Annotated in this window: 23 protein-coding genes; 9 read left to right on the forward strand and 14 right to left on the reverse strand. The window is 60.0% G+C overall.

Annotated elements, in window-relative coordinates; all coding sequences use genetic code 11:
- Positions 1 to 726: 726 nt before the first annotated feature.
- From Q1B27_RS12400 to Q1B27_RS12410, 3 genes are all read right to left on the reverse strand, one after another.
- Complete coding sequence (locus Q1B27_RS12400) at positions 727 to 2,049, reverse strand: ammonium transporter (protein ID WP_299847986.1); 1,323 nt, start codon at positions 2,047 to 2,049, stop codon at positions 727 to 729.
- A 25-nt stretch (positions 2,050 to 2,074) separates the two neighbouring features.
- Complete coding sequence (locus tag Q1B27_RS12405; protein WP_299847987.1) at positions 2,075 to 2,413, reverse strand: P-II family nitrogen regulator; 339 nt, start codon at positions 2,411 to 2,413, stop codon at positions 2,075 to 2,077.
- Between the two features lie 196 nt (positions 2,414 to 2,609).
- Positions 2,610 to 2,834: a hypothetical protein gene (locus Q1B27_RS12410; RefSeq protein WP_299847988.1), complete on the reverse strand. Its 225-nt coding sequence runs from the start codon at positions 2,832 to 2,834 to the stop codon at positions 2,610 to 2,612.
- Between Q1B27_RS12410 and Q1B27_RS12415 the strand changes: the two genes are divergently transcribed.
- Positions 2,824 to 4,818, forward strand: a complete 1,995-nt coding sequence (locus Q1B27_RS12415; protein WP_299847989.1) for a transglycosylase domain-containing protein — start codon at positions 2,824 to 2,826, stop codon at positions 4,816 to 4,818. The genes Q1B27_RS12410 and Q1B27_RS12415 overlap by 11 nt on opposite strands.
- A 91-nt stretch (positions 4,819 to 4,909) precedes the next feature.
- Here Q1B27_RS12415 and Q1B27_RS12420 read toward each other — a convergent pair whose 3' ends face one another.
- The 9 genes from Q1B27_RS12420 to katG form a co-directional block, all read right to left on the reverse strand.
- Entirely contained in the window at positions 4,910 to 5,689 is a 780-nt protein-coding gene (locus tag Q1B27_RS12420) for a 5-oxoprolinase subunit PxpA (protein ID WP_299847990.1), read from the reverse strand.
- Positions 5,686 to 6,714 carry an urea amidolyase gene (locus Q1B27_RS12425; RefSeq protein WP_299847991.1) on the reverse strand — a complete coding sequence of 343 codons (1,029 nt, stop codon included), beginning with the start codon at positions 6,712 to 6,714 and terminating at the stop codon, positions 5,686 to 5,688. Before Q1B27_RS12425 ends, Q1B27_RS12420 begins: the two co-directional genes overlap by 4 nt.
- A complete protein-coding gene (locus tag Q1B27_RS12430; RefSeq protein ID WP_299847992.1) occupies positions 6,711 to 7,451 on the reverse strand; it encodes a carboxyltransferase domain-containing protein in 741 nt (246 codons plus the stop codon). The genes Q1B27_RS12425 and Q1B27_RS12430 overlap by 4 nt, the downstream gene beginning before the upstream one ends.
- 74 nt (positions 7,452 to 7,525) lie before the next feature.
- Entirely contained in the window at positions 7,526 to 8,809 is a 1,284-nt protein-coding gene (locus Q1B27_RS12435; protein WP_299847993.1) for a TRAP transporter large permease, read from the reverse strand.
- Between the two features lie 3 nt (positions 8,810 to 8,812).
- On the reverse strand, positions 8,813 to 9,376 hold the full coding sequence (locus Q1B27_RS12440) for a TRAP transporter small permease subunit (RefSeq protein ID WP_299847994.1): 564 nt from the start codon (positions 9,374 to 9,376) through the stop codon (positions 8,813 to 8,815).
- A gap of 64 nt (positions 9,377 to 9,440) precedes the next feature.
- Entirely contained in the window at positions 9,441 to 10,478 is a 1,038-nt protein-coding gene (locus tag Q1B27_RS12445) for a TRAP transporter substrate-binding protein (protein WP_299847995.1), read from the reverse strand.
- 2 nt (positions 10,479 to 10,480) lie between these two features.
- The gene (locus Q1B27_RS12450; protein WP_299847997.1) at positions 10,481 to 11,314 is read right to left on the reverse strand and encodes a putative hydro-lyase; all 834 of its coding nucleotides are present in this window, start codon (positions 11,312 to 11,314) and stop codon (positions 10,481 to 10,483) included.
- Between the two features lie 75 nt (positions 11,315 to 11,389).
- Positions 11,390 to 12,289, reverse strand: coding sequence for a LysR family transcriptional regulator (locus Q1B27_RS12455; protein WP_299847999.1), 900 nt, complete (start codon positions 12,287 to 12,289; stop codon positions 11,390 to 11,392).
- Between the two features lie 111 nt (positions 12,290 to 12,400).
- Entirely contained in the window at positions 12,401 to 14,593 is a 2,193-nt protein-coding gene (gene katG / locus Q1B27_RS12460) for a catalase/peroxidase HPI (RefSeq protein ID WP_299848001.1), read from the reverse strand.
- A 212-nt stretch (positions 14,594 to 14,805) separates the two neighbouring features.
- On the opposite strand from katG, the gene Q1B27_RS12465 reads away from it, so the two are divergent.
- A complete protein-coding gene (locus Q1B27_RS12465) occupies positions 14,806 to 15,717 on the forward strand; it encodes a LysR substrate-binding domain-containing protein (protein ID WP_299848004.1) in 912 nt (303 codons plus the stop codon).
- 255 nt (positions 15,718 to 15,972) lie between these two features.
- On the opposite strand, the gene Q1B27_RS12470 is transcribed toward Q1B27_RS12465, so the two are convergent.
- Complete coding sequence (locus Q1B27_RS12470) at positions 15,973 to 16,323, reverse strand: helix-turn-helix domain-containing protein (RefSeq protein ID WP_299848007.1); 351 nt, start codon at positions 16,321 to 16,323, stop codon at positions 15,973 to 15,975.
- Between the two features lie 118 nt (positions 16,324 to 16,441).
- Between Q1B27_RS12470 and gstA the strand changes: the two genes are divergently transcribed.
- Genes gstA through Q1B27_RS12490 form a run of 4 tightly spaced genes read left to right on the forward strand, consistent with a single transcriptional unit; the run spans position 16,442 to position 18,087 of the window.
- Positions 16,442 to 17,056, forward strand: coding sequence for a glutathione transferase GstA (gene gstA / locus Q1B27_RS12475; protein ID WP_299848009.1), 615 nt, complete (start codon positions 16,442 to 16,444; stop codon positions 17,054 to 17,056).
- Complete coding sequence (locus Q1B27_RS12480) at positions 17,053 to 17,433, forward strand: nuclear transport factor 2 family protein (protein ID WP_299848012.1); 381 nt, start codon at positions 17,053 to 17,055, stop codon at positions 17,431 to 17,433. The genes gstA and Q1B27_RS12480 overlap by 4 nt, the downstream gene beginning before the upstream one ends.
- 4 nt (positions 17,434 to 17,437) lie before the next feature.
- Positions 17,438 to 17,650 (forward strand): 4-oxalocrotonate tautomerase family protein, encoded by a 213-nt coding sequence (locus Q1B27_RS12485; RefSeq protein WP_299848014.1) that lies wholly within the window; start codon positions 17,438 to 17,440, stop codon positions 17,648 to 17,650.
- Positions 17,647 to 18,087 carry a DMT family transporter gene (locus Q1B27_RS12490; protein ID WP_299848016.1) on the forward strand — a complete coding sequence of 147 codons (441 nt, stop codon included), beginning with the start codon at positions 17,647 to 17,649 and terminating at the stop codon, positions 18,085 to 18,087. The genes Q1B27_RS12485 and Q1B27_RS12490 overlap by 4 nt, the downstream gene beginning before the upstream one ends.
- Positions 18,088 to 18,179: 92 nt before the next feature.
- Here Q1B27_RS12490 and rpsU read toward each other — a convergent pair whose 3' ends face one another.
- Entirely contained in the window at positions 18,180 to 18,386 is a 207-nt protein-coding gene (gene rpsU, locus Q1B27_RS12495; RefSeq protein ID WP_008207378.1) for a 30S ribosomal protein S21, read from the reverse strand.
- Between the two features lie 106 nt (positions 18,387 to 18,492).
- Between rpsU and Q1B27_RS12500 the strand changes: the two genes are divergently transcribed.
- The 3 genes from Q1B27_RS12500 (at position 18,493) to Q1B27_RS12510 (ending at position 21,430) form a co-directional block, all read left to right on the forward strand.
- Positions 18,493 to 19,668 carry a Xaa-Pro peptidase family protein gene (locus Q1B27_RS12500; RefSeq protein ID WP_299848018.1) on the forward strand — a complete coding sequence of 392 codons (1,176 nt, stop codon included), beginning with the start codon at positions 18,493 to 18,495 and terminating at the stop codon, positions 19,666 to 19,668.
- A 77-nt stretch (positions 19,669 to 19,745) separates the two neighbouring features.
- Entirely contained in the window at positions 19,746 to 20,435 is a 690-nt protein-coding gene (locus tag Q1B27_RS12505) for a COQ9 family protein (RefSeq protein WP_299848020.1), read from the forward strand.
- Positions 20,436 to 20,446: 11 nt separating this feature from the next.
- A complete protein-coding gene (locus Q1B27_RS12510) occupies positions 20,447 to 21,430 on the forward strand; it encodes an NAD(P)H-quinone oxidoreductase (protein WP_299848023.1) in 984 nt (327 codons plus the stop codon).
- The last annotated feature ends 3 nt before the right edge of the window (positions 21,431 to 21,433 follow it).

Genomic DNA, 21,433 nt, shown 5'->3' on the forward strand with positions numbered 1-21,433 from the left:
CCACCAACTCCCAACGAAAGCCGTCCTTTCACCAATTCCCCCGGCAACACACGCCGTTTTACTTGTCTGGCCTTACACGCGACCAGTCATCAGAAGGGGACATACGCTGCCAGGCTACGGCCCTGCACGGTTTTTGACCCTCAAAAGGGCCAAGAACCGATGCGCAGAAATTGCGGACAGAAAGCATGTGCAATATCAACAACTTCATACTCGTACACGTACTCTCACTCGTTCACACTTGCGGAACATAAATTTACACACATGCTTTCCGCCGCCATCCTTCGATGCTTCCATATTGTGACTAAATTTAGGTAAATCCAGTCCTGAATTGCGGATTGGTTAATTGGAGACGATTTGGTCTGACTTTCGGTGTTCGTGTATTTGCAACAGTTTCTGAGTCATGGATCAGAACAGACGAAAAATCAGAAGACTGTTTCGCCATAAGCACCTCGAGTCCTGAATTTGGGATTTCTCAGGTCATGTTCCCTAGATGTGCCAGATCGTTCACACATTGGAAAAGGTCTGTTTTTCGGCTTTCCAACTGGAAAATCGCGGCTTCCAAAGGGGACCGATGTCGAAATTATCCCGAAACGCACCCAATTCGCGGACAGATCGAATCGCGAAAGATAGCCGATGTGTGTCGTTTGACTGCAATTACCAGCGATGAAAAGATAACCCCGAGCGGGAACGCTCGGGGTTATCTTTCAGCTCTCTGATCAGGAAGTGTCAGGTGGCCGAGAATTCGGGGTAAGCTTCCATCCCCAGCTCTGCCATATCAAGGCCGCTGATCTCAACCTCTTCATCGACGCGTAGACCCATGGTGGCTTTCAGGGCCAGCCAGACGACGGCCGATGCAGCGGTAACGAAAGCGCCGACAACCATGATCGAGTATAATTGGGTACCAAGGTTGGCCGCGTCGTTGGTGAAGCAAACCGCGACCGTGCCCCAGATACCCGCAAACAGGTGGACAGGTATCGCGCCAACCACATCGTCGATCTTCATGCGATCTAGCATCGGCACGGCAAAGACAACGATGACGCCGCCAATCCCGCCAATCAGCGTGGACTGGATCAGCGATGGTGTCAGTGGTTCTGCCGTAATTGAAACCAGCCCCGCCAAGGCTCCGTTAAGGATCATCGTCAAATCTGGTTTTTTATACATTACTTGCGTCAGGATCAGAGCGGCAAACGCCCCAGCCGCCGCAGCGGTGTTCGTGTTCGAGAAAATACGGCTGATATCGGCCACGTTCCCGGCAGTATCCATGTATAATTGTGAACCGCCGTTGAAGCCGAACCAACCCAGCCACAGGATGAAAGTGCCCAACGTTGCCAGCGCGAGGTTGGAGCCTGGGAAAGGATGCACTTTGCCGTCTTTATATTTGCCAAGACGTGGCCCGAGGATGATGGCCCCTGTCAGCGCGGCCCAACCGCCCACCGAGTGGACCACCGTCGATCCGGCAAAGTCCTGAAAACCCATACCGTCCAGGAACCCACCACCCCATTTCCAGCTGGCCTGGATAGGATAGATAACGGCGGTAAGTATTACGACGAAGACCAGAAACGGCCAAAGCTTGATCCGTTCGGCCAGCGCCCCCGACACGATTGAGGCGGTTGCAGCACAGAACATCAGCTGAAAGAAGAAATCCGAGCCCACTGAGGCGTAGGTCAAATCTGGCTCAGCTCCCTCAAGGCCCACAGGCTCCAGTGCGGCGATGGAAAACGCGCCCAGCATGCCGTCAATCGACCAGCCATCGCCCGGGTACATCAAGTTATAACCGAGGATGTAATAGAAGAGTGACGCGAGTGAAAAGAGCGCGACGTTCTTTGTCAGTTGCATTGCGACGTTCTTACCGCGCACGAGTCCCGCTTCGAGCATGGCAAAACCGGCGGCCATGAAGAACACCAGAAAGCCTGAGACAAGGAACATGAAGGTGGTGAAGATAAAGCCGATATCGGCATTCAACGGCGTTGTATCCGCCTCTTGAGCAAGACCCATGCTTGGCAGCAAGATCAGCGCAGCGGCAAGGCGCAGTTTGGTCAGGGGTTGCATATGATTTCTCCTGTATTGATCGGTATCAGAGCGCCTCGGCATCGGTTTCCCCGGTGCGCACGCGCATGGATTGCTGGAGGTCTAGGACAAAGATCTTGCCGTCACCGATCTTGCCAGTGCGCGCGGTGCCGGCGATCGTTTCGATTACCTGATCTGCCATGTTGGCGGTGACCGCGATTTCCAGCTTGATCTTGGGTACGAAATTGACGGCATATTCGGCGCCGCGATAGATTTCTGTGTGGCCTGATTGGGCGCCGAATCCCTTAATTTCGGTCACCATCATGCCGCGCACGCCCATATTGGTCAGCGCCTCGCGCACTTCATCCAACTTGAAGGGCTTGATCGTTGCGATGATCAGTTTCACCGTTTTCCCCTTTTCATCTTATGGTGAGACAGATGTCTGTTGCACCGGCAGCAGAGTTGATTCTGCGGTGCAGCGAAAGATTTGCGCGGTGGTTTGCGAAAAATTTGAGAAGGGGTTGCGGAAAATTTGTGCGATTTATTGGTAATGCCTGAAAATATGGCAGTGCAAAAATCCGGGCAGTATCGCCGCCGGGGGTCTACATTTGCATTTCCACGCGGTAGAGTGCGGTAAAACAAACGAGTCCGGGCAGGACGAGCATGAGTAAATCTGGTAGGAAAAAGCCGTCTTTGGTGGCCGATAAGCGGTACACCAATTCTAAGGCCAAGCCGAAACCGGCGAAACGCAAGCCTGCGACTAAACGCAAGCGGCGGGGCCCGGCGCGCAAACGCAATCCGATTGTGGCGTTTTTCTTGCGCATCATCCGCTTTTTCCTGAGGATCATCTGGTGGGTCACCTGGCGGGTGACTGCGGTTGTCGCACTGGTTGTCGGATTGTCGGTGGGCTATGTCTACTCGACGCTGCCAGATGTGAACCAGTTGCTTGATGGTCGGGCGCGGGGGTCAGTGACTTTGCTTGATCGTGAGGGGGAGGTCTTTGCCTGGCGCGGGGACCAGTTCGGCGGTGAGGTTAATGCTAAGACAGTTAGCAAACATTTGCGAAACGCGGTGGTCGCGACTGAGGATAAACGTTTCTATCGGCATTTCGGGATCAGCCCGCGCGGCGTGGCCAGTGCTGTGCGTATCAACTTGAGCGAGGGGCGCGGTCCGCTGAGCGGGCACGGCGGGTCAACAATCACTCAACAGACGGCCAAACTTCTATGTCTGGGTGTTGAATATGACAAAGCCGAGTGGAAGGACGAAACTGCCTATATCAATGACTGCCGTCGTGGGTCGATGTCGCGCAAAATCAAAGAAGCAATCTATGCGCTTGCGATGGAAGTTAAGTATACCAAGGATCAGATACTCTCGATCTATCTGAACCGGGCCTATATGGGTGGCGGAGCCTATGGGGCCGAAGCGGCGGCGCAACGCTATTTCGGAAAATCCTCGGCCCAATTACGTGCGGCAGAGGCAGCGATGCTGGCCGGGCTGTTGACTGCGCCCTCCACGCTGGCACCGACAAGCAACCTGAAACGCTCGCAGGATCGTGCGGCGACGGTGCTGCGATTGATGCAGGAGCAGGGGTATCTCAGCCCCAAACAGATGCGCGAAGCGCAGGCCAATCCGGCGACGCTGAGCAAGGCCGCGAAGGCGCAGGCCGGTGGCTATTTCGCCGATTGGGTGATGGATAGCGGGCCCGAGTTTTTTACCCGTGACACGACCGAAGATGTGATCATTCGAACAACGCTTGACCAGCGCATCCAGAAGGCCGCTGAAGATGCACTAGTATATATTTTTGAGAACAAAGTGCGCGAAGGATCAAAGGCGCAGGCCGCTATCGTGGTGATGTCCGCCGACGGCGCTGTGCGTGCGATGGTAGGTGGCCGCGACAGTACGGTTCAGGGGGCGTTCAACCGGGCGACGCAAGCCAAGCGCCAGACCGGATCGGCGTTCAAACCCTTTGTCTACGCCACAGCGCTTGAGCTGGGTTTCGGTTGGGATTCGCTGGTGGTGGACGAGCCCTACTGCCTGGACATCCCCGGATCGGGCCGCTGGTGCCCGAAAAACTACACCAATAAGCATTATGGACGGGTCACGTTGGCTGACGCTTTGCGCAATTCTCTGAACGTCCCGGCGGTTAAAGTAAGCGAACGCGTGGGACGTGACTTGGTGCGCGAAGTGGCCACCGGGTTTGGCATCGACAACGAGTTGGCCAAAGGACCAGCACTGGCACTCGGAGCGTCAGAAAGCACCCTGTTGGAGATGACTGGGGCCTATGCGGGTATTCTGAACGGTGGCTCCTCGGTCACGCCTTATGGCCTGACCGAGTTGCGCCTTTTGGGTGATGATACGCCGATGATGGGCGTCAGCGGCGGTATTGGAGAGCGAGTGATACAGGAAGCCGCGGCGCAGGAACTGATCTGGATGATGAGTCAGGTGGTATCAAACGGCACCGGCAGCCGCGCCAAGTTGCCGGACCGTGAAGCAGCAGGCAAGACTGGAACAACGCAAGCCGCGCGTGATGCCTGGTTCCTTGGGTTTACCGCTGATTATGTAACCGGTGTCTGGATGGGCTATGACGATAACACACCGCTTAGCGGGGTGACCGGCGGTGGGTTACCCGCAGAAATCTGGCATGAGACGATGGTCCGCGTCCACAAGGACACACCGGTTAATCCGCTACCAATGATCCGTCCCGCGCCCAAAGCCCAACCCAAGCAGGATAACCGTCAACGCCGCCGGCAACGCGGTGGTGGTAATGCCATCGAAAACATCTTACGTGGCTTGTTCGGGGCAAATCGGTAAGTCCTGACTTTGCTGCGCATACCTAGTTTTCGGCTTTGATCCAGCAAGTAAGGCATCGGATGCGGGTCTGCCGTGCGCGCGATTGCCCGGATTAATCTTGAATTGGGTGCCCTTCGAATTGAGCGAGCTTGATTTCATTGGCCTCCAGCTTAAGGCGTACAGCCTGTGCAATAGCGATTGCGGTTGGCGTATCTCCATGAAGGCAGATGGTGTCGATGCGTGTTGGAATTTGTGTGCCGCTTTCGGTAATGATCGCAGCAGCCTGAACCATCCTGAAAATACGATCAGCTGCCAAGGACGGATCATGGATTACAGCGCCGGGTTGGCTGCGGTCTACCAAAGTTGCATCGTCGTTATAGGCTCGGTCGGCGAATATTTCACATGCCACCCTGCACCCTAACTCCGCCGCCGCTGCTTGTTGGGCGGTGCCCGCCAAAACCATAACGATAATATCCGGCGCGACCGAGAGGGCGGCACGGTAGCAGGCCAACGCCATCTTGGCATCTTCGGCCGCCATGTTGGCCAGCGCGCCATGCAGTTTCAGATGCCGGACCTCGGCCCCGGCGGCGCGCGCCATGGCCTGTGCCGCGCCCAGTTGGTAACGCACCAGGTTCGCCAGGCTTTCCGGTTGCAGATGCATGCGGCGTCGGCCGAATCCCTGAAGATCGGCAAAACCCGGATGCGCGCCAATGCCCACACCGCGCGCGGCCGCCGCCTGCATGGTTGCGGCCATCACATCCCAGTCGCCGGCATGCAGCCCGCAGGCGATATTGGCCGAGGTCACGATGTCGAGCAGCCCTGTGTCATCGCCCATCGTCCAGGCACCAAAGCTTTCGCCCATATCCGCGTTAAGGTCGACAGTCTGGCTCATGGAATGTCCCTTTCAAGATCGTCGCCAGCGGTCACACCGCTGATCAGTTGGTAGGATAGCAGATCATGGATGTTATGCGGATCGCGGATCAGCGGGCGCAGTTGATTGCGCAAGGTTTTGCGCCGGGTATCTTCGCGGCGTTCCACCTCGACCGCCTCGGCCAGCGGGATCAGGCTAAACCGCAGGATGTCACCGGGTCGCGCCTGCGCCACACGCGGCAGATCGCAGGGCAGGACTGAGCCGATACGCGGATAGCCACCGGTTGTCTGGCATTCACCGAGCAGCACGAAGGGGCTGCCGTCGCCGGTGATCTGAATGTCGCCGGGGGTGATCACCTCGGAAAGGACGCTGAGGCCCGCGTCGCTGTGGAACCCGGCACCGTCGCAGAACAGTTTCACCCCCATCCGGTTGCCACGGGTGTCGCGGCGAAAGCCCATGGCGGTGAATCGGTCGATTTCGCTGGCATCGAATAGCGGGGTCTGCGGCCCGGCGACAAAGCGTACGGTGCCGCCATCAAATCGCTCGTTGGTGCCGAGCGTCAGACCGGTCTGATCCGGCTTTGCATCAGGTCCCAGCGGTAGCCGCGACCCCGCCTGAACGGGACCATTAAGGCCTGCGGCCAGATGGGCGCTGCGCGCCGTCAGAAGCGTCGGCAGATCCAACCCGCCGCCCAGATGCAGATAGCCATAGTTTCCTGTCCGAGCGGCGCCGATGGACAGGCGGGCGCCCTGCGGCAGCAGGTGGCTTGCATTCCAGACAATCGGCGCGCCGTCGATGGTGGCGCGCATCGGTGCGCCCGTCAAGGCGATGCGGGTATCCGCCGTCACCTCGAAATCGCCCCCTGTGCCAACCAGTTCCAGCGCGGCAAGTTGGCTGTCCTGCCGCAGCAGTGCCGCCCCTTCGGCCAGGGCCAGGCGATCCGCCGCGCCGCCCCGCGACAAGCCCTGGGCCAGGAACCCGGGCCGCCCCCGGTCCTGCACGCTGGTCCCGGGACCGGCGCGATGGACGATCAGCGCGCGAGTCATGTCAGCACCTCGGATGTGGCGCCGCCATCGGGGCCGTCGGCTTTCATGTTCGCCAGGCGCTCGGGCGTGGTGGGGGGAAACAGCACCTCATCCCCTGGGCGCAGGGTAAAGGGCGTGTCGGTATCCGGGCGAAACAGGCGAAAGCCGGTCTGTGCGATATGGCGCCAGCCGGTGGGCGTGGTCACGGAAAAAAGCACAAGCTGCCGGATCGCCACCACAAGCGCGCCTTGCGGCACGTTGTCGGACAGCGTGGTCTGGCGCGGGATGTCCCAGCAATCGGCCAATTCGCCCAGATAGGGCTGCCCCGGGGCGAAACCGATGGCCTGCACCCGCACCTGTGTTTCAGAGATCGAGGCGATTGCCTGTTCCACCGTCAGCCCGGCGGCCTGCGCGGCCTCGCCAAGTTGCGGCGCAAGGTCAGTGCCGTAGACGGTGGGAATGCGCCACAGCCGTCGGCCACCGGGCAATTCGGCCTTGTACCAGTCGTCGGCGGCAAGCAGCCCGTCCAGTCGCGTCTGAAGCGCCGCGTGATCTTGCGCCAGCGGATCAAATCGCAAGTAGGCCGAGGTGAGCGAGGTCGAGGTTTCCTCGACCCCCGCCCAGTCCGCGTGATCAAGTGCTGCGCGAAAGGCAAGTGCTGCGCGGTTGGCGGGTTCGCTGAGCCGGTCGCCAAAGCTGATCAGAAAGCCATCGACGCCAAGCGTGCTGATCCGGGGCCAGTTTGAGTGCGGCACCATGTCGATCTGTTTCCTTTTGAGTCACGAAGCTGAGTGTTGATGTGTAGGCCCGGCAGATGCGGGCCCACACGGGATCAGTAGAACAGGGATGGCAGCCAGAGCGCGAGGTTCGGGAAGATCAGCAGCAGCGCCAGCATCACGAACATGGTCAGCACGAAGGGCAGCGCACCTTTCATTACGTCCATCATCACCCCTGTCTTGCGCAGCCCCTGCACCACATAGAGGTTGATGCCGATGGGCGGGGTGATCAGTGCGGTTTCCAGAAGCACCATCAGAAGGATGCCGAACCAGACCGGATCAAAGCCAAGTGCTACCACGATGGGGGTGACCAGCGGTGCCATTGTCAGGAGCATCGAAAGCGTTTCCATGAAGCAACCAATCAGGATCATGATGAACACGATCATGATCATCGTCTGCATCGGTGACCAGCCAAGGCCGGTGACGAAATCGGTCAGCGCTTGTGTCAGCCCGATGATCGACAGCACGAAGTTCAGGAACACGGCGGCGATGATGATCAGCATGATCATTGCCGTGGTACGCATCGTGCCTTCAATGGCCTGGCGCATCATGTCGATGCTCATCTTGCCGTTGAAGGCGGCCAGGGCCATCGCCGCGACCACACCCAGCGATGCCGCCTCGGTCGGGGTGGCGATACCGGCGTAGATCGACCCAACGACCACCATGAAGATGCCCAGGGGCGGGATCAGCGCAGGCAGGGCGCGCATACGTTCGCCCCAAGTATAGCTCAGGCTTTCGCCGCCCCAGGCGGGCCGCATCATGCAGGTCACCACGACGGTCAGGATAAAAAGCGCCGCGAGCAGGAAACCGGGGATGAACCCGGCCAGGTAAAGCTCGGGTACCGAGGTGTTGGTCAGCAAGCCATAGAGAATGAGGTTGATTGAGGGCGGAATGAGAATGCCCAGGGTGCCACCTGCCGCGATGGTGCCCAGAAACAGCGGTTCGTTATAACCGCGTTTCTTGATCTGCGGGATGGCGACGGTGCCGATGGTGGCGGCGGTGGCCACCGACGAGCCCGAGGTGGCGGCAAAGAGCGCCGATGAGCCAATATTCGAGTGCATCAGCCCGCCCGGCAACCAGCCCAGCCATTTGACGATGCCATCATACATCCGCTCGGTGATGCCGGCACGCAGCAAAATTTCGCCCAGCATCACGAACATCGGGATTGCGACCAGCAGGAAATCGGTGCTGGTCTGCCAAGCCATGTCCGAGATCGCACGGTGCAGCGGCATCGGGCTGTCAGTCCATTGCAAGATGAGGCCCAGCCAGCCAAGAGCGGCGGCGATCGGCACGGCAAGGCCAATCAGGGCCAGAAGGATGAGGAGTGTTTTGATCAACATGGCTCAGACACTCTCGTCTTCGATTTGCTCGTCGATGCTTTTGACACCGATCAGGTCCTGCACACCGGCATGATCGCCCTGGAAATAGCGCTTGATGGCGACCAGCCCCAGAAGCACGCCGGCGGCCACGAACAAAAGCCAGCCGATCAGCCACGGGATCTGCGGGATCGCCAGCGGCACCCGCATCGGCGTGATCGACCGCGAGCTGTGTTTCAGCGTGTCGCCAACCATGCCCCAGACGGTCGAGACCACGACCAGCGCGAAACCAATCAGCAGGACAAGGCCCAGCAGGTTGACCAGCGCATGCAGTTTACGGGGGATGGCGCCCATCAGGGCATCCACCCGGATATGCGCGCGTTCAAAAAGCGCATAGCTGAGCGCGAAGGCGGTGGCGACGCCGAAGGCATAGCCCGAGATTTCATCCGCTCCGCCCAGCGACACGTTGAAGATTTTTCGCAGGATGATTTCCAGCGTGACCAGAAAGGCCGAGAGGACAATGAGCGTTCCGCCTGCCCAGGTCAGCCAGAGGCTGAGTTTGCGGGTTCCGGTGAGTAGCGATTCAAGCATGGTCTTGCGCCTTTCGGATGCAATAAGGGCGGCCGGTTCGTTCAGGCCGCCCCGTTCTGTTGGTTCAGTTGGCGGTTGCGGTCAGGCCAAGGACCTTGCCGACCGTGTTGTTCCAGTTCTCGGCGCAGTCGGCACCGCAGCGTTCGGCCCAGCGGGACAGCACCACGTCGGTCGCGATCTTGTCGCGCAGCGCAAGGTCGGCTTCGTTTGGTTCGACCAGCTTCATGCCGCCGGGTTCCCCGATGGCGCATTCGCCGCCGGTGATGCAGGAAATCGCGACCTCATCCTCGGTGGCGGTTTCGGCCCACATCCGCTCGGTCAGCGCGTCGATTTCGGTCTTGAACAGCGCCTGCTGATCGGCGGACATCGAATTCCACTTGTCCATGTTCATCGCGCCGAAGGCCAGACCCCAGCCGACGCGCAGCGTGTAGGCGTGGGTGGCGACCTGCTGCCAGTTGGCCGTGTAGGCCGACATCGTGCCGGTGATGCCGCAGTCGACGACGCCTTTTTCCAGGGCTGGGATCACCTCGGAAAACGCCACGGTCACCGATGTGCCGCCTGCGCCTTCGACGAAATCACCCAGCGTGGTGGCATAGACGCGAATCTTCTTGCCGTTCAGATCCTCGATCCCGTTTACCTCGGCATTGCACCAGAGCGTCTGGCTGGGAAAGGGGTAGAGCATCAGAAGCTTGGCGTTGTAGATCTCGGCAAAGGCCTTTTCCAGCGTCGGGAAATATGCGTCGGCCACCTTGCGTTGGGTGCCGATGTCTTGCGTGAGCGAGCTCAGGTCGGCCCCTTCGAAGATCGCGTTTTCGGCCGCCACGTAACCCGGCAGGCCAAAGGCGAAGTCAAACACGCCGTTCTTGACCAGGCGCATGATCTCGAACCCTTTCAGGCCCAGACCGGATTGCGACTGGATTTCACCCACGATCTGCCCGTCCGAGGCTTTGGCCAGACGTTCGTTGAAAAACGGCCCCTCGTGTTTCTGGTAATTCGTCAGGCTGGACCATGTGCCCACGGCCTTCAGAACCACCGGATTGTCGGCCATGGCAGCGCTGGCCATCAAGGCTAGGGCAGCGGTCGCGGTTATGATTCTCTTCATTGTCATTCTCCCTTGAAGATAGTGTTGTTTTGATAGTTCGGAATTTCGGCAAACTCGCTGACATCTGTGATCAGCATGGCGCCGGGTTTATGGGTGATGCAGATTGGCAGCCCGGCGTTTTCGATGGCCACCTGTGGTGTCACCCCGCAGGCCCAGAAAACCGGGACGTGACCGTCTTGGATCGGCGCCGGATCGCCCCAGTCCGGGCGGCTCAGGTCGTCAATGCCGATCTCTGCGGGATCGCCCCAATGCACCGGCGCGCCATGGGCCAGCGGATATTTCCGCGAAATCTCGGCCGCCTGCGTCACCCGTTCCTCGGGGACCATGCGCATGCTCACCACCATCTTGCCGGAAAACGGGCCCGCGGGCACCGTATCAATGCCAGACCGGAACATTGGCACGGTCGTGTTGTTGTCGATATGCCAAAGCCGGATGCCGGCCTGCTGCAACGCGTTCTCGAACGTGAAGGAACAACCCAGGGCGAAGGCCACGAAATCGTCCCGCCAGAACTCGGTGATGTCCGTCACCGTGGCGTCAAGCCTGCCATCGCGGTAGATATTGTAAAGCGGCACATCGGTGCGGATGTCGATATCTTCACCCAGCGTGAACATCATCGGGTTGCCGGTATCCGACACGCCGCTTAACGGGCAGGGTTTGGGATTGCGCTGACAAAAGCGCATGAAATCGAGCGCATGCGACGTCGGCATGATTGCCAGATTGGCCTGCAGCATCCCCGCGCCCAGGCCAGCGGTGTGCGAGCTATAGCACCCGTTGCGGATCGCATCGCGAACCGCGGCAACCGAACGGCCCTTTAGTGTTTCATATGTGGTGGTCAATGCAGTCTCTCCCTGTGACAGGAGATTGACGGAAGCTATATATAAAATCAAATCGAAAGAATTTGGTAATTCCGATCAGATATTTTTATCGCCTTCATAATCAACGGCAACATCCCGGGCAATCTTTGCCGCAGTTTCAACCATATGGCTTTTGGGATCACCCAGATACGAGGCCGAGAAACTCAGCGGGTTTGGGGCCCAGCCGGGGTCGAATTCGCGGATCGTACCTGCATCGACATAGCTCTGGCCAAGCGCGCGGGGCAGGGCGGCCACGCCCAGATTGGCCTCGACCAGCCGGAAACAGGCCGACAGGGACGAAGACGGGAACAGTGAAAACCCCGGGCCGACTCGCTCGTAAAGCATGTCCTTCAACTCACGATAGGGTCTGGTATTGCGCGCGTAGGTCAGGACCGGGCGGGTCAGGTAGGCGTTGCCATCGGCGGCCTCGGGCGTGTCAGCGGCGATGTACCAGGCCAGCTCAAACCCCGGCAGGTCGATATTCTCGACCGAATATTCCGATACCGGCCCCAGCAGGATTGCCAGATCTATTTCGCGGTTAAGCAGCCCGGTGCGCAGATTGGTCGAGATGTCGACGTTGAATTCGATCTCGAGCTTTGGATAGACGCCGTGCAGACGCGAGATGAATTCCGGCAGCCAGCACTGCGCGATTGTCTCGGACACGCCTAGCCGCAGATGACCTTCGATACCGTCGGGGTCGATCACCTCTTTCTGAACCAGATCGGCCAGATGTTCGAATTGTTCGGCATAGCCCAGCAACCGCTCGCCGCGTTTCGTCAGCCTCATCCCTGAAACACTGCGATCGAACAACTCACAATCTAGCGTTTCCTCAAGATTCTTAATCCGCGCCGACACCGCAGGCTGGGTGACGTTCAGCGCATAGGACGCCTTGCGTACACCGCCCAGGCGGACAACGGACAGAAAGGTTCTGAGATGTTCAAAGTTGATCTTGGTCATCTGGCTTTGCAATGGGTGTTCAGGCGACCACTTAATCAGCAATAGGCATCCTTGTGCACGAAAAAAGGCGCGGCTGTCGCCAGCCGCGCCAGAATTGTGCATGTGCCGAGATCAGGTCAGATCGAAGCGGTCGGCGTTCATCACCTTGGTCCAGGCGGCGACGAAATCTGCCAAGAACGCGTCGCGGCGGTCGTCTTGAGCGTAGGCTTCGGCAAGAGCGCGCAGTTGCGAGTTCGAGCCGAATACCAGATCGACGCGGGTGCCGGTCCACTTGAGCGCGCCCGATGCGCGGTCACGCCCTTCGAACAGATCCTCGTCTTCCGATGTGGCTTTCCACTCGGTTCCCATGTTCAGCAGGTTGACGAAGAAATCGTTGCTCAACGTGCCGGGCTGGTCGGTAAGGACGCCGTGAGTCGACCCGCCGCTATTCGCGCCAAGCACCCGCAGGCCACCCACGAGCACGGTCATTTCCGGCGCGGTCAGGGTCAGCAACTGGGCGCGGTCCACCAACAGCTCCTCAGCAGAGATGCTGTATTTGGCCTGCATGTAGTTGCGGAAACCGTCTGCCTTGGGCTCCAGCACGTCAAAGCTTTCGACGTCGGTCTGCTCGGCCGTGGCATCCATGCGGCCCGGCGTGAACGGTACCTCGACGCCCGCTCCGGCGGCGGTTTCAATGGCGGCACAGCCACCCAGCACGATCAGATCGGCCAAAGACACCTTCTTGCCGCCCGACTGGAAATCGGCCTGAATGCCTTCGAGAACGCCCAGCACCTTGGACAGTTGCGCCGGATCGTTGGCTTCCCAGTCCTTCTGCGGGGCCAGACGGATGCGTGCGCCATTGGCACCGCCCCGCTTGTCCGATCCGCGGAAGGTCGAGGCCGACGCCCAGGCGGTCGAGACCAGTTCGGATGTCGAGAGGCCCGAGCCGAGGATCTTGGCCTTGAGGTTGGCAATGTCGTCCGCGTTGATCAGCTCGTGATCGACCGCCGGGATCGGGTCTTGCCAGATCAGTTCTTCGCTGGGCACTTCAGCCCCCAGATAGAGCGATGTCGGGCCCATGTCGCGGTGGGTCAGCTTGAACCAGGCGCGGGCGAAGGCATCGGCAAACTCGTCGGGGTTGGCGTGGAACCGGCGTGAGATTTTCTCGTAATCGGGGTCCATGCGCATCGCCATATCGGCGGTGGTCATCATTAGTGTGACCTTTTTCGACGGGTCCGCCGCATCCGGTGCCATGTCTTTTTCGTCAATGTTCACAGGCTGCCACTGATTGGCACCAGCCGGGCTTTTCGTCAGCTCCCATTCATAGCCGAAGAGAACATCGAAATAACCCATGTCCCACTGGGTCGGGTTCGAGGTCCAGGCGCCTTCGATGCCGCTGGTGATGGTGTCGCCGCCCTTGCCGGAAGCATGCGTGCTGAGCCAGCCAAAGCCCTGTGCTGCGATGCCTTCACGCTCGGGCTCGGCGCCGACATTTGCCGCATCACCCGCACCGTGCGCCTTGCCGAACGTGTGGCCGCCAGCGGTCAATGCCACGGTTTCTTCGTCATTCATCGCCATGCGGGCAAAGGTGTCGCGAATGTCGCGGGCCGAGGCGAGCGGATCGGGGTTGCCGTCCGGGCCTTCGGGGTTGACGTAGATCAGGCCCATCTGCACGGCGGCCAGCGGGTTTTCCAGATCGCGGTCACCGGAATAGCGGCTGTTGGGCTGATCGCTGGTGGCCAGCCATTCGGTTTCGCTGCCCCAGTAGACGTCGATTTCAGGTTCCCAGATATCCTCGCGGCCACCGGCAAAACCGAAGGTCTTTCCGCCCATCGATTCAATCGCGCAGTTACCTGTCAGGATGAAGAGGTCAGCCCAGGAGATTTTGTTGCCGTATTTCTGCTTGATCGGCCACAGCAGACGCCGCGCCTTGTCGAGGTTGCCATTGTCCGGCCAGCTGTTGAGCGGTGCGAAACGCTGGTTGCCGGTCGATCCGCCGCCACGCCCGTCGGCGGTGCGGTAGGTGCCCGCCGCGTGCCACGCCATGCGGATGAAAAGACCGCCATAGTGGCCGTAATCCGCCGGCCACCAATCCTGAGAATCGGTCATCAGCGCATAGAGGTCTTCTTTCAACGCTTTCAGGTCGAGCTTTTTGAATTCTTCGGCATAGTTGAACGCCTTGCCCATCGGATCGACAGCGGGCTGATTCTGATGCAGAATTTTCAGGTTTAGCTGGTTTGGCCACCAGTCACGGTTCGACCGAACCCCCAAATTTGTGTGCATTACCGGGCATTTGCCGGCACGGCCTAGATCATTTCCGTCCATTTTATCTCTCCGATGCTGGTTGCGTATGGTGCTGCCAAGTGAGACCGGGCTGCGGTTTTTGGGTAAGGGGGCAGGCGACAATCCCGGCGCAGAATAATGTGTGATGCGCGAGTATTTCGGTGTCAGTCCTCCCAGTCCTAACACCCCCTATCTAGCAATTGTTTAGAATAGTTTTAAGTTGCATTTTCTGATCTTCACGATAACTTTTTCTAATGACAAATCTTACCATCCGGCAGCTCAGATATTTTGAGGCGCTTGCCAGCCACGGGCATTTCGGGCGGGCGGCGGAGGCTTGTTCTGTTACCCAGCCTGCCTTGTCCGTTCAGATCAAGGAGTTGGAGGAGGAACTGGGTACGAAACTCTTTGAACGTGGGGCGCGGCAGGTGCGTCTTACGGGCTTTGGTGAGGAATTTGCCCTGCGTGTTCAGGACATTCTGCGCCGCGTGGACGAGTTGGGCGATCTGGCGCGGGCGTCGACGGAAAAGATGGTGGGGCGGTTGCGGCTGGGCGTGATCCCGACCATCGCGCCTTACCTTTTGCCGCGCATCATCGCCAATCTGGGGCACAGCCATCACGGGCTGGATGTACATATCCGCGAAACGCTGACGCCGCGGCTGGTGCAGGAACTGTCCGAGGGGCGGCTGGATGCGGCCATTGTCGCCCTGCCAGTGTCGGAACCTGCCTTTACCGAGGTGGCAATTTTCACGGAAAAAATGGTGCTGGTCCGATCCGACGCGGACGCGGGCAAGCCGGTGCCGAACAAGGAAGAACTAAGGGAAATGCGCCTGCTTTTGCTGGAGGAGGGGCACTGTTTCCGGGATCAGGCGCTGTCTTTCTGCAACATCCCCTCGTCACTGCCACAGGAAGGCCTGGATGGCAGTTCGCTGTCGACGCTGGTGCAGATGGTCGGGGCCGGGATCGGCGTTACGCTGATCCCGGAAATGGCAGTGCCGGTCGAAACCCGCTCGGCCTCGGTCTGTGTCGGGCATTTCAAAAACCCGCAACCCACAAGGACGGTTGGCATGGTCTGGCGCAAGACCAATCCGCTGGCGGATCATCTGCATCAGATCGCGGCGGTGGTGCGACAATCAACCGATGAATTGCGCGCCGATGAAGGCGTCTGATACCGCCTGAATCTGGCGTCACGCGGGGCGAATAACCCTCGGATCGGGCCAGAGGGCTGAGAATCAGGTTAATGTGCTGAAAACGTTGGAAAACCCCTGTCGGTATAACGTCGGTATTTTGTCTGTATTACGTCGGTGCGATTTACCGCAATGGGCGGGGTTAACAGGGCGAACGGCCAAACGGTGTTTATGTCATCCGAAATCCACACCGGGTTGACCGCATTACCCGAATACCTGCCCTGAGAAATCCCGATCCTACGGCGCGCGCAGGGCTTTCAGTTTATGCCCGACCTCGACTACGGCTTCGAGCGCCGGAATCAGCTCTGCCCCCAGCGGGGTCAGCTGATATTCAACCGAGGGTGGCGTGGTGGGCATCACGGTGCGCAAGATCACACCGCGGTCCTCCAACTCTCGCAATCGCGTTGACAACACCTTGGACGTGACCGGGGGGATGTCCGATTTCAACTCGCTGAACCGGCGCGGCCCGGCGCGCAGACACCAGATCACATTCGGCGCCCATGCGCCCGCGATCACTGACATGCATTCGGTCAGCATACAGGGTTCGGGCGGTTTCGGGCTGGCGTTCTTGCGCATCTTGAGGGGCATGGCGGGATACCTGGTTACCGTGAAGAAAGTCGAAAGTTTGGTATCTTATAGAAACTAACTTGTCAAAGGATGCTTTGAGGCGCAGGTAAACCACTGTCACAAGAAAAGGAGACCTGACATGCAACTCTTTTACAAACCCGGCGCCTGTTCGATGGCCGCCCATATCATTCTGAACGAGGCCGGTGCCGAGCACAGGCTGGAAAAGGTCGATACCGACAAAGGCGTGACCGAGACCGGCCTGACTTACCGGGACGTGAACCCGCGCGGCTACGTGCCTGCGCTGCGATTGGATGATGGCGATGTCATCACGGAAAACGCCGCCGTGCTGCAATTTCTGGGGGATCGGTTTGCCGATCTAGCGCTGGTGCCGGTCGCGGGGACGATTGACCGGGTGCGGCTTCAGGAAGTGCTGAGCTTTCTGTCATCAGAGCTTCATATCGCCTTTGGCCCTTTCTTTTCGGGGGGCGAGATGCCCGAGGAGAAGAAACAGGCCACGACCGACCGTCTGACCCGCAAGATCGCGCAGTTTGACGGGATGATGCCGGATGACGCGCCCTTTGTTCTGGGTGACAGGTTTAGCGTGGCCGACGCCTATGCCTTCGTAATCCTGAACTGGAGCAATTTCATCGGCCTGCCGCTGTCGCCCTGGCCCAAGCTTGAGGCCTATATGGCGCGCATTGCCGCCCGTCCGGCGGTGCAACAAACCCTGCAGCAGGAAGGGCTGGCAGCATGACGGACCCGTTCGCCGACATCCAGGGCGTGTTGAAAACCTATTTCGACGCGCTTTACAGCTGCGACATCGGGCTTCTGGAGCAGATATTCCACTCGCGCGCCGTCTACGCCACCGCCGATGAAAGCCCGGCGCTGATCCGGTCGATGGCGGAATATTTCCCGGTGGTTGCCAAGCGCACCTCGCCCGCGTCGCAGAACGCGCCGCGCCGGGACGTGATCGAAAGCATTGACCTAGCGGGTGCCAACACCGCGATGGCGCGGGTGCGCTGTACCATCAACGCCCATGATTTCGTCGATTTCCTGACCCTGATCCGCGAGGACGGGCACTGGCGGATCATGTCCAAGATCTTTGCGATGCGCCCGGCGCAGGAGGGATGAGAGAATGCCTTATGTGAATATTCAAGTGACCCGCGAGGGTGTCACACCTGCGCAAAAGGCGCAGTTGATCAAAGGGGCCACCGATCTGCTGGTCGAGGTCTTGCAGAAAACCCCAGCCACGACATTTGTGGTGATCGAAGAGGTCGAGATGGAAAACTGGGGTGTTGGCGGCCTGCCTGTCGCCGACTACCGGCGCACGCAGACGGCAGGGTCGTGATCCCGTCCGGCGGGGTCGCGGCTGCTGCGATGGTTCTGGCCGGGGTTGGCATCCCGGTCATGGCCATGCTGAACGGGGCCTTTGGTGGCAGGTTCGGTCCAGCATCGGCGGCAATAGCGACATTTGCCATGGCCCTTCTATGCGCGGTGGTCACGGCCGTGGCGCAAGGCGATCAACCGGTACGGGCCGTCGCCGCCGCGCCTTGGTACATGGTGTTGCCCGGCGTGATCGTGGCCTATTACATGCTGTCGATCACCACATTGGGTCCGGTGATCGGGCTGGGTACGGCGGTCATCCTGGTGGTGCTGGGGCAGGTGTTGAGCGCCGTCATACTGGATCATCTGGGGCTGTTCGGGATGCCGCAGGTGCCGATTACCCTGGCGCGTCTTGCCGGGATCGTGCTGATCGTCATCGGTGTGGCACTGGCGCGGGGTTAGGTCGGTCCCATCCCCCCTGGAAATGACAAACCCCCGTGGCTGGGCCTCGGGGGTCATCAAATTTTAAGTGCTGATCAAGCTGCGAAAGATGCTTAAAGCATCCCTTCGCGCTGGGCTTTCTTCCGCGCCAGTTTACGGGCACGGCGGATCGCTTCAGCTTTCTCGCGCGCTTTTTTCTCGGACGGTTTCTCGAAATGTTGCTTGAGCTTCATTTCACGGAACACGCCTTCGCGCTGCAGCTTTTTCTTCAGGGCACGAAGCGCCTGATCGACATTGTTGTCGCGAACACTAACCTGCATGTGGTGTCACCACCTTCCTAAGTTAAAGTTGCAAGAGATTGCAGGAAGTGGCCGTATAGCAAAGCAGTCTTGCCTTGTCTACTACCCGCAGTCAAAACTGCGGCGCATGAATTGTGACAGTTTTAACCATGCTGAACTGATCCGTGAACGCCATTGCAGGTTGCTTCGGGTGATGGCGAATGACGGCGTGGCGGCGGTGCTGACGGCGCACCCGATCAACATCGTTTATGCCACCGGGCAGCGCAATATGACGGTGTTCAGCCTGATGGGGCCGTTTCGATTCGCGCTGATCCGGGCGGATGGGAAGACCGTGTTGTGGGAGTTCGCGGGCTGCGAACATCTTGTCACCGACAATCCGGTGGTGAGCGAGACGCGCGCGGCGCCCGGTCTGACGCCGATTTCGGGCCCCGCGCATCGCGCTGATATCGCCGGTTTCGTGGCTGAGGTCGCTGCATTGCTGGGCGATACGCGGCAGCTACATGTCGAAGGGTTCGATGCGCCGGTGATCGACGCGCTGCGCGCGGCGGGGATCACGGTGGGCGATGCCACCGGTGTTTTTGCCGAGGCGCGTCTGATCAAGCAACCGCAGGAAATTGCCGTGATGCGCGAGGCTGTGGCGCGGGTCGAAGCGGCGGCGGCGTCGCTGGAGGAGGCCATCGCGCCGGGTGCCAGCGAGGTCGGGGTCTGGGCCGAGTTTCACCGCCACCTGATCGCGACGGATGGCGAATATGTCTCGACCCGGCTGTTTCAATCCGGGCCGCGCACCTTCCCCTATTTTCAGGAGGCCGGTCCGCGCCGGATGCAGCCCGGCGATCTGGTCTGTTTCGATACCGATGCGCTGGGTTACATGGGCTATGCGGTGGATTTTTCACGCACGTTCCTGTGCGGGGCGGGTGCCGCAAGCGCCGGGCAAAAGGCGCTTTACCGGCAGGCGCATGAACAGTTGCAGCATAATGCGGCCTTGCTGGGCCCGGATGTATCCTATGAGGATTTCGCGCGGGCGGCATGGCCGGTGCCCGCCGCATATCGCGGGCATGGCTATTACTGCCTGGCGCATGGGTTGGGCCTTTGCGGCGAATTCCCCTATGTGCCGCATTATTTCGAGGGGCAGCCCTATGCCTTTGACGGTGAATTTCGCCCCGGCATGGTGATCTGTATCGAAAGCTATATCGGCGCAGAGCAGGAGGCGCAGGGGGTGAAACTGGAGGATCAGTATCTTATCACCCCCACGGGCGCCGAACGGTTGACGACCTACCCGTACTGCGACGCGCTTTTGAACTGAACCTTCCCATCCGTGACCACTGGCACCTTGATGCAGCTATGATAAGATGGTGCTTGGGCCAGCCTGGGGAGTGACCGATGACCGACCTTGATGTGAAGACGAAACTTCTGGATGCGGCCAAATCCCACGTGCCGTTTGACGGCTGGAGCGAGGCGACGTTCCGGGCTGCCACCGAGGATGCCGGGATCGAGCCGGGGGTGGCGCGCGCCGTGTGCCCGCGCGGCGGCGTCGATCTGGCGCTGGCCTATCACGAGGCCGGGGATGCGCTGATGCTGGCCGCGATCGAGGCCGCTGATCTGTCCGAGATGAAATTCCGCGACCGGATCGCCTTTGCGGTGCGCGCGCGGCTGGACGCCGTGGAAGACAAGGAGCTGGTGCGCCGGGGCATGGCGCTCTTTTCGCTGCTGCCTTACGCTGCCGACGGGGCCCATGCGGTCTGGAAAACCTGTGACCGGATCTGGGTGGCGCTGGGCGACAGTTCGAACGACATCAACTGGTACACCAAGCGCATGACGCTGTCGGGTGTCTACAGCGCCACGGTGCTGTATTGGCTGGGGGATGACGGTCCCGATCACCAGGCCAGTTGGGAGTTCCTTGACCGTCGGATCGAGGACGTGATGCAGATCGAGAAATTCAAGGCGCAGATGCGCGACAACAAGCTGATGAGCGGACTGATGGCCGGGCCGCTGTCATTTCTGGGTAAAATCAAAGCCCCGCAACCGGGGCAACAGACAGGCATGCCGGGCCGCTGGCATGGGCCGACTTAAGGAGTGAGGCGATGGGTGAGACGATGAACGCTGTGGAGATTTCCAAACCCGGCGGGCCGGAGGTGCTGCACCTGACGCAGCGGCCCGTGCCGTCCCCACGGGTCGGGGAAGTGGTGATCAGGCTGGCCTATGCGGGGGTCAATCGTCCCGACGCGCTGCAACGCGCAGGTCTTTATGCGCCGCCCCCGACCGCCAGCGATCTGCCAGGGCTGGAAGGCGCGGGCGAAATTACAGCCATCGGTGAAGGTGTCAGCGACTGGAAGGTCGGCGATCAGGTCTGCGCCCTGCTGCCCGGTGGCGGCTATGCCGATTACGTGGCCACGCCCGCAGCCCATTGCCTGCCGGTGCCAGCGGGCATGCCGCTTGATCAGGCCGCCTGCCTGCCCGAGACCTTCTTTACGGTCTGGTCCAACGTGTTCATGCGCGGCGGATTGCAGGCCGGAGAGCGGTTTCTGGTACATGGCGGTTCAAGCGGTATCGGGACCACGGCGATCCAACTGGCCCATACGTTTGGCGCGCGTGTCTTTACCACCGCTGGGTCGGATGAGAAATGCGCCGTCTGTCGTGATCTGGGGGCCGAGCAGGCGATCAACTATCGCGAGGCGGATTTTGTCGAGGCAATGCGCGCCGAAGGAGGTGCCAACCTGATCCTTGACATGGTGGGCGGGGACTATTTGCCCCGCAATGTCAAATCGCTGGCAGATGACGGGCGGATGGTGCAGATCGCGTTTCTGCAGGGCCCCAAGGTCGAGCTGAACTTTGCGCAGCTGATGATGCGGCGGCTGACAATCACCGGCAGCACCCTGCGCCCGCAAAGCGATCTGGCCAAGGCCACGATTGCCGAGGCGCTGCACCAGAATGTCTGGCCGCTGTTGGAGGCCGGTAAGGTGGCCCCGGTGATGGATAGCGAATTCGCGCTGGCGGATGCCGCGGCGGCGCATGCCCGGATGGAAAGCAGCGGCCATATCGGCAAAATCGTTCTGAAGGTCGCCTGAGAC

Source organism: uncultured Roseovarius sp. (genome assembly GCF_947489715.1).
GTDB lineage: Bacteria > Pseudomonadota > Alphaproteobacteria > Rhodobacterales > Rhodobacteraceae > Roseovarius.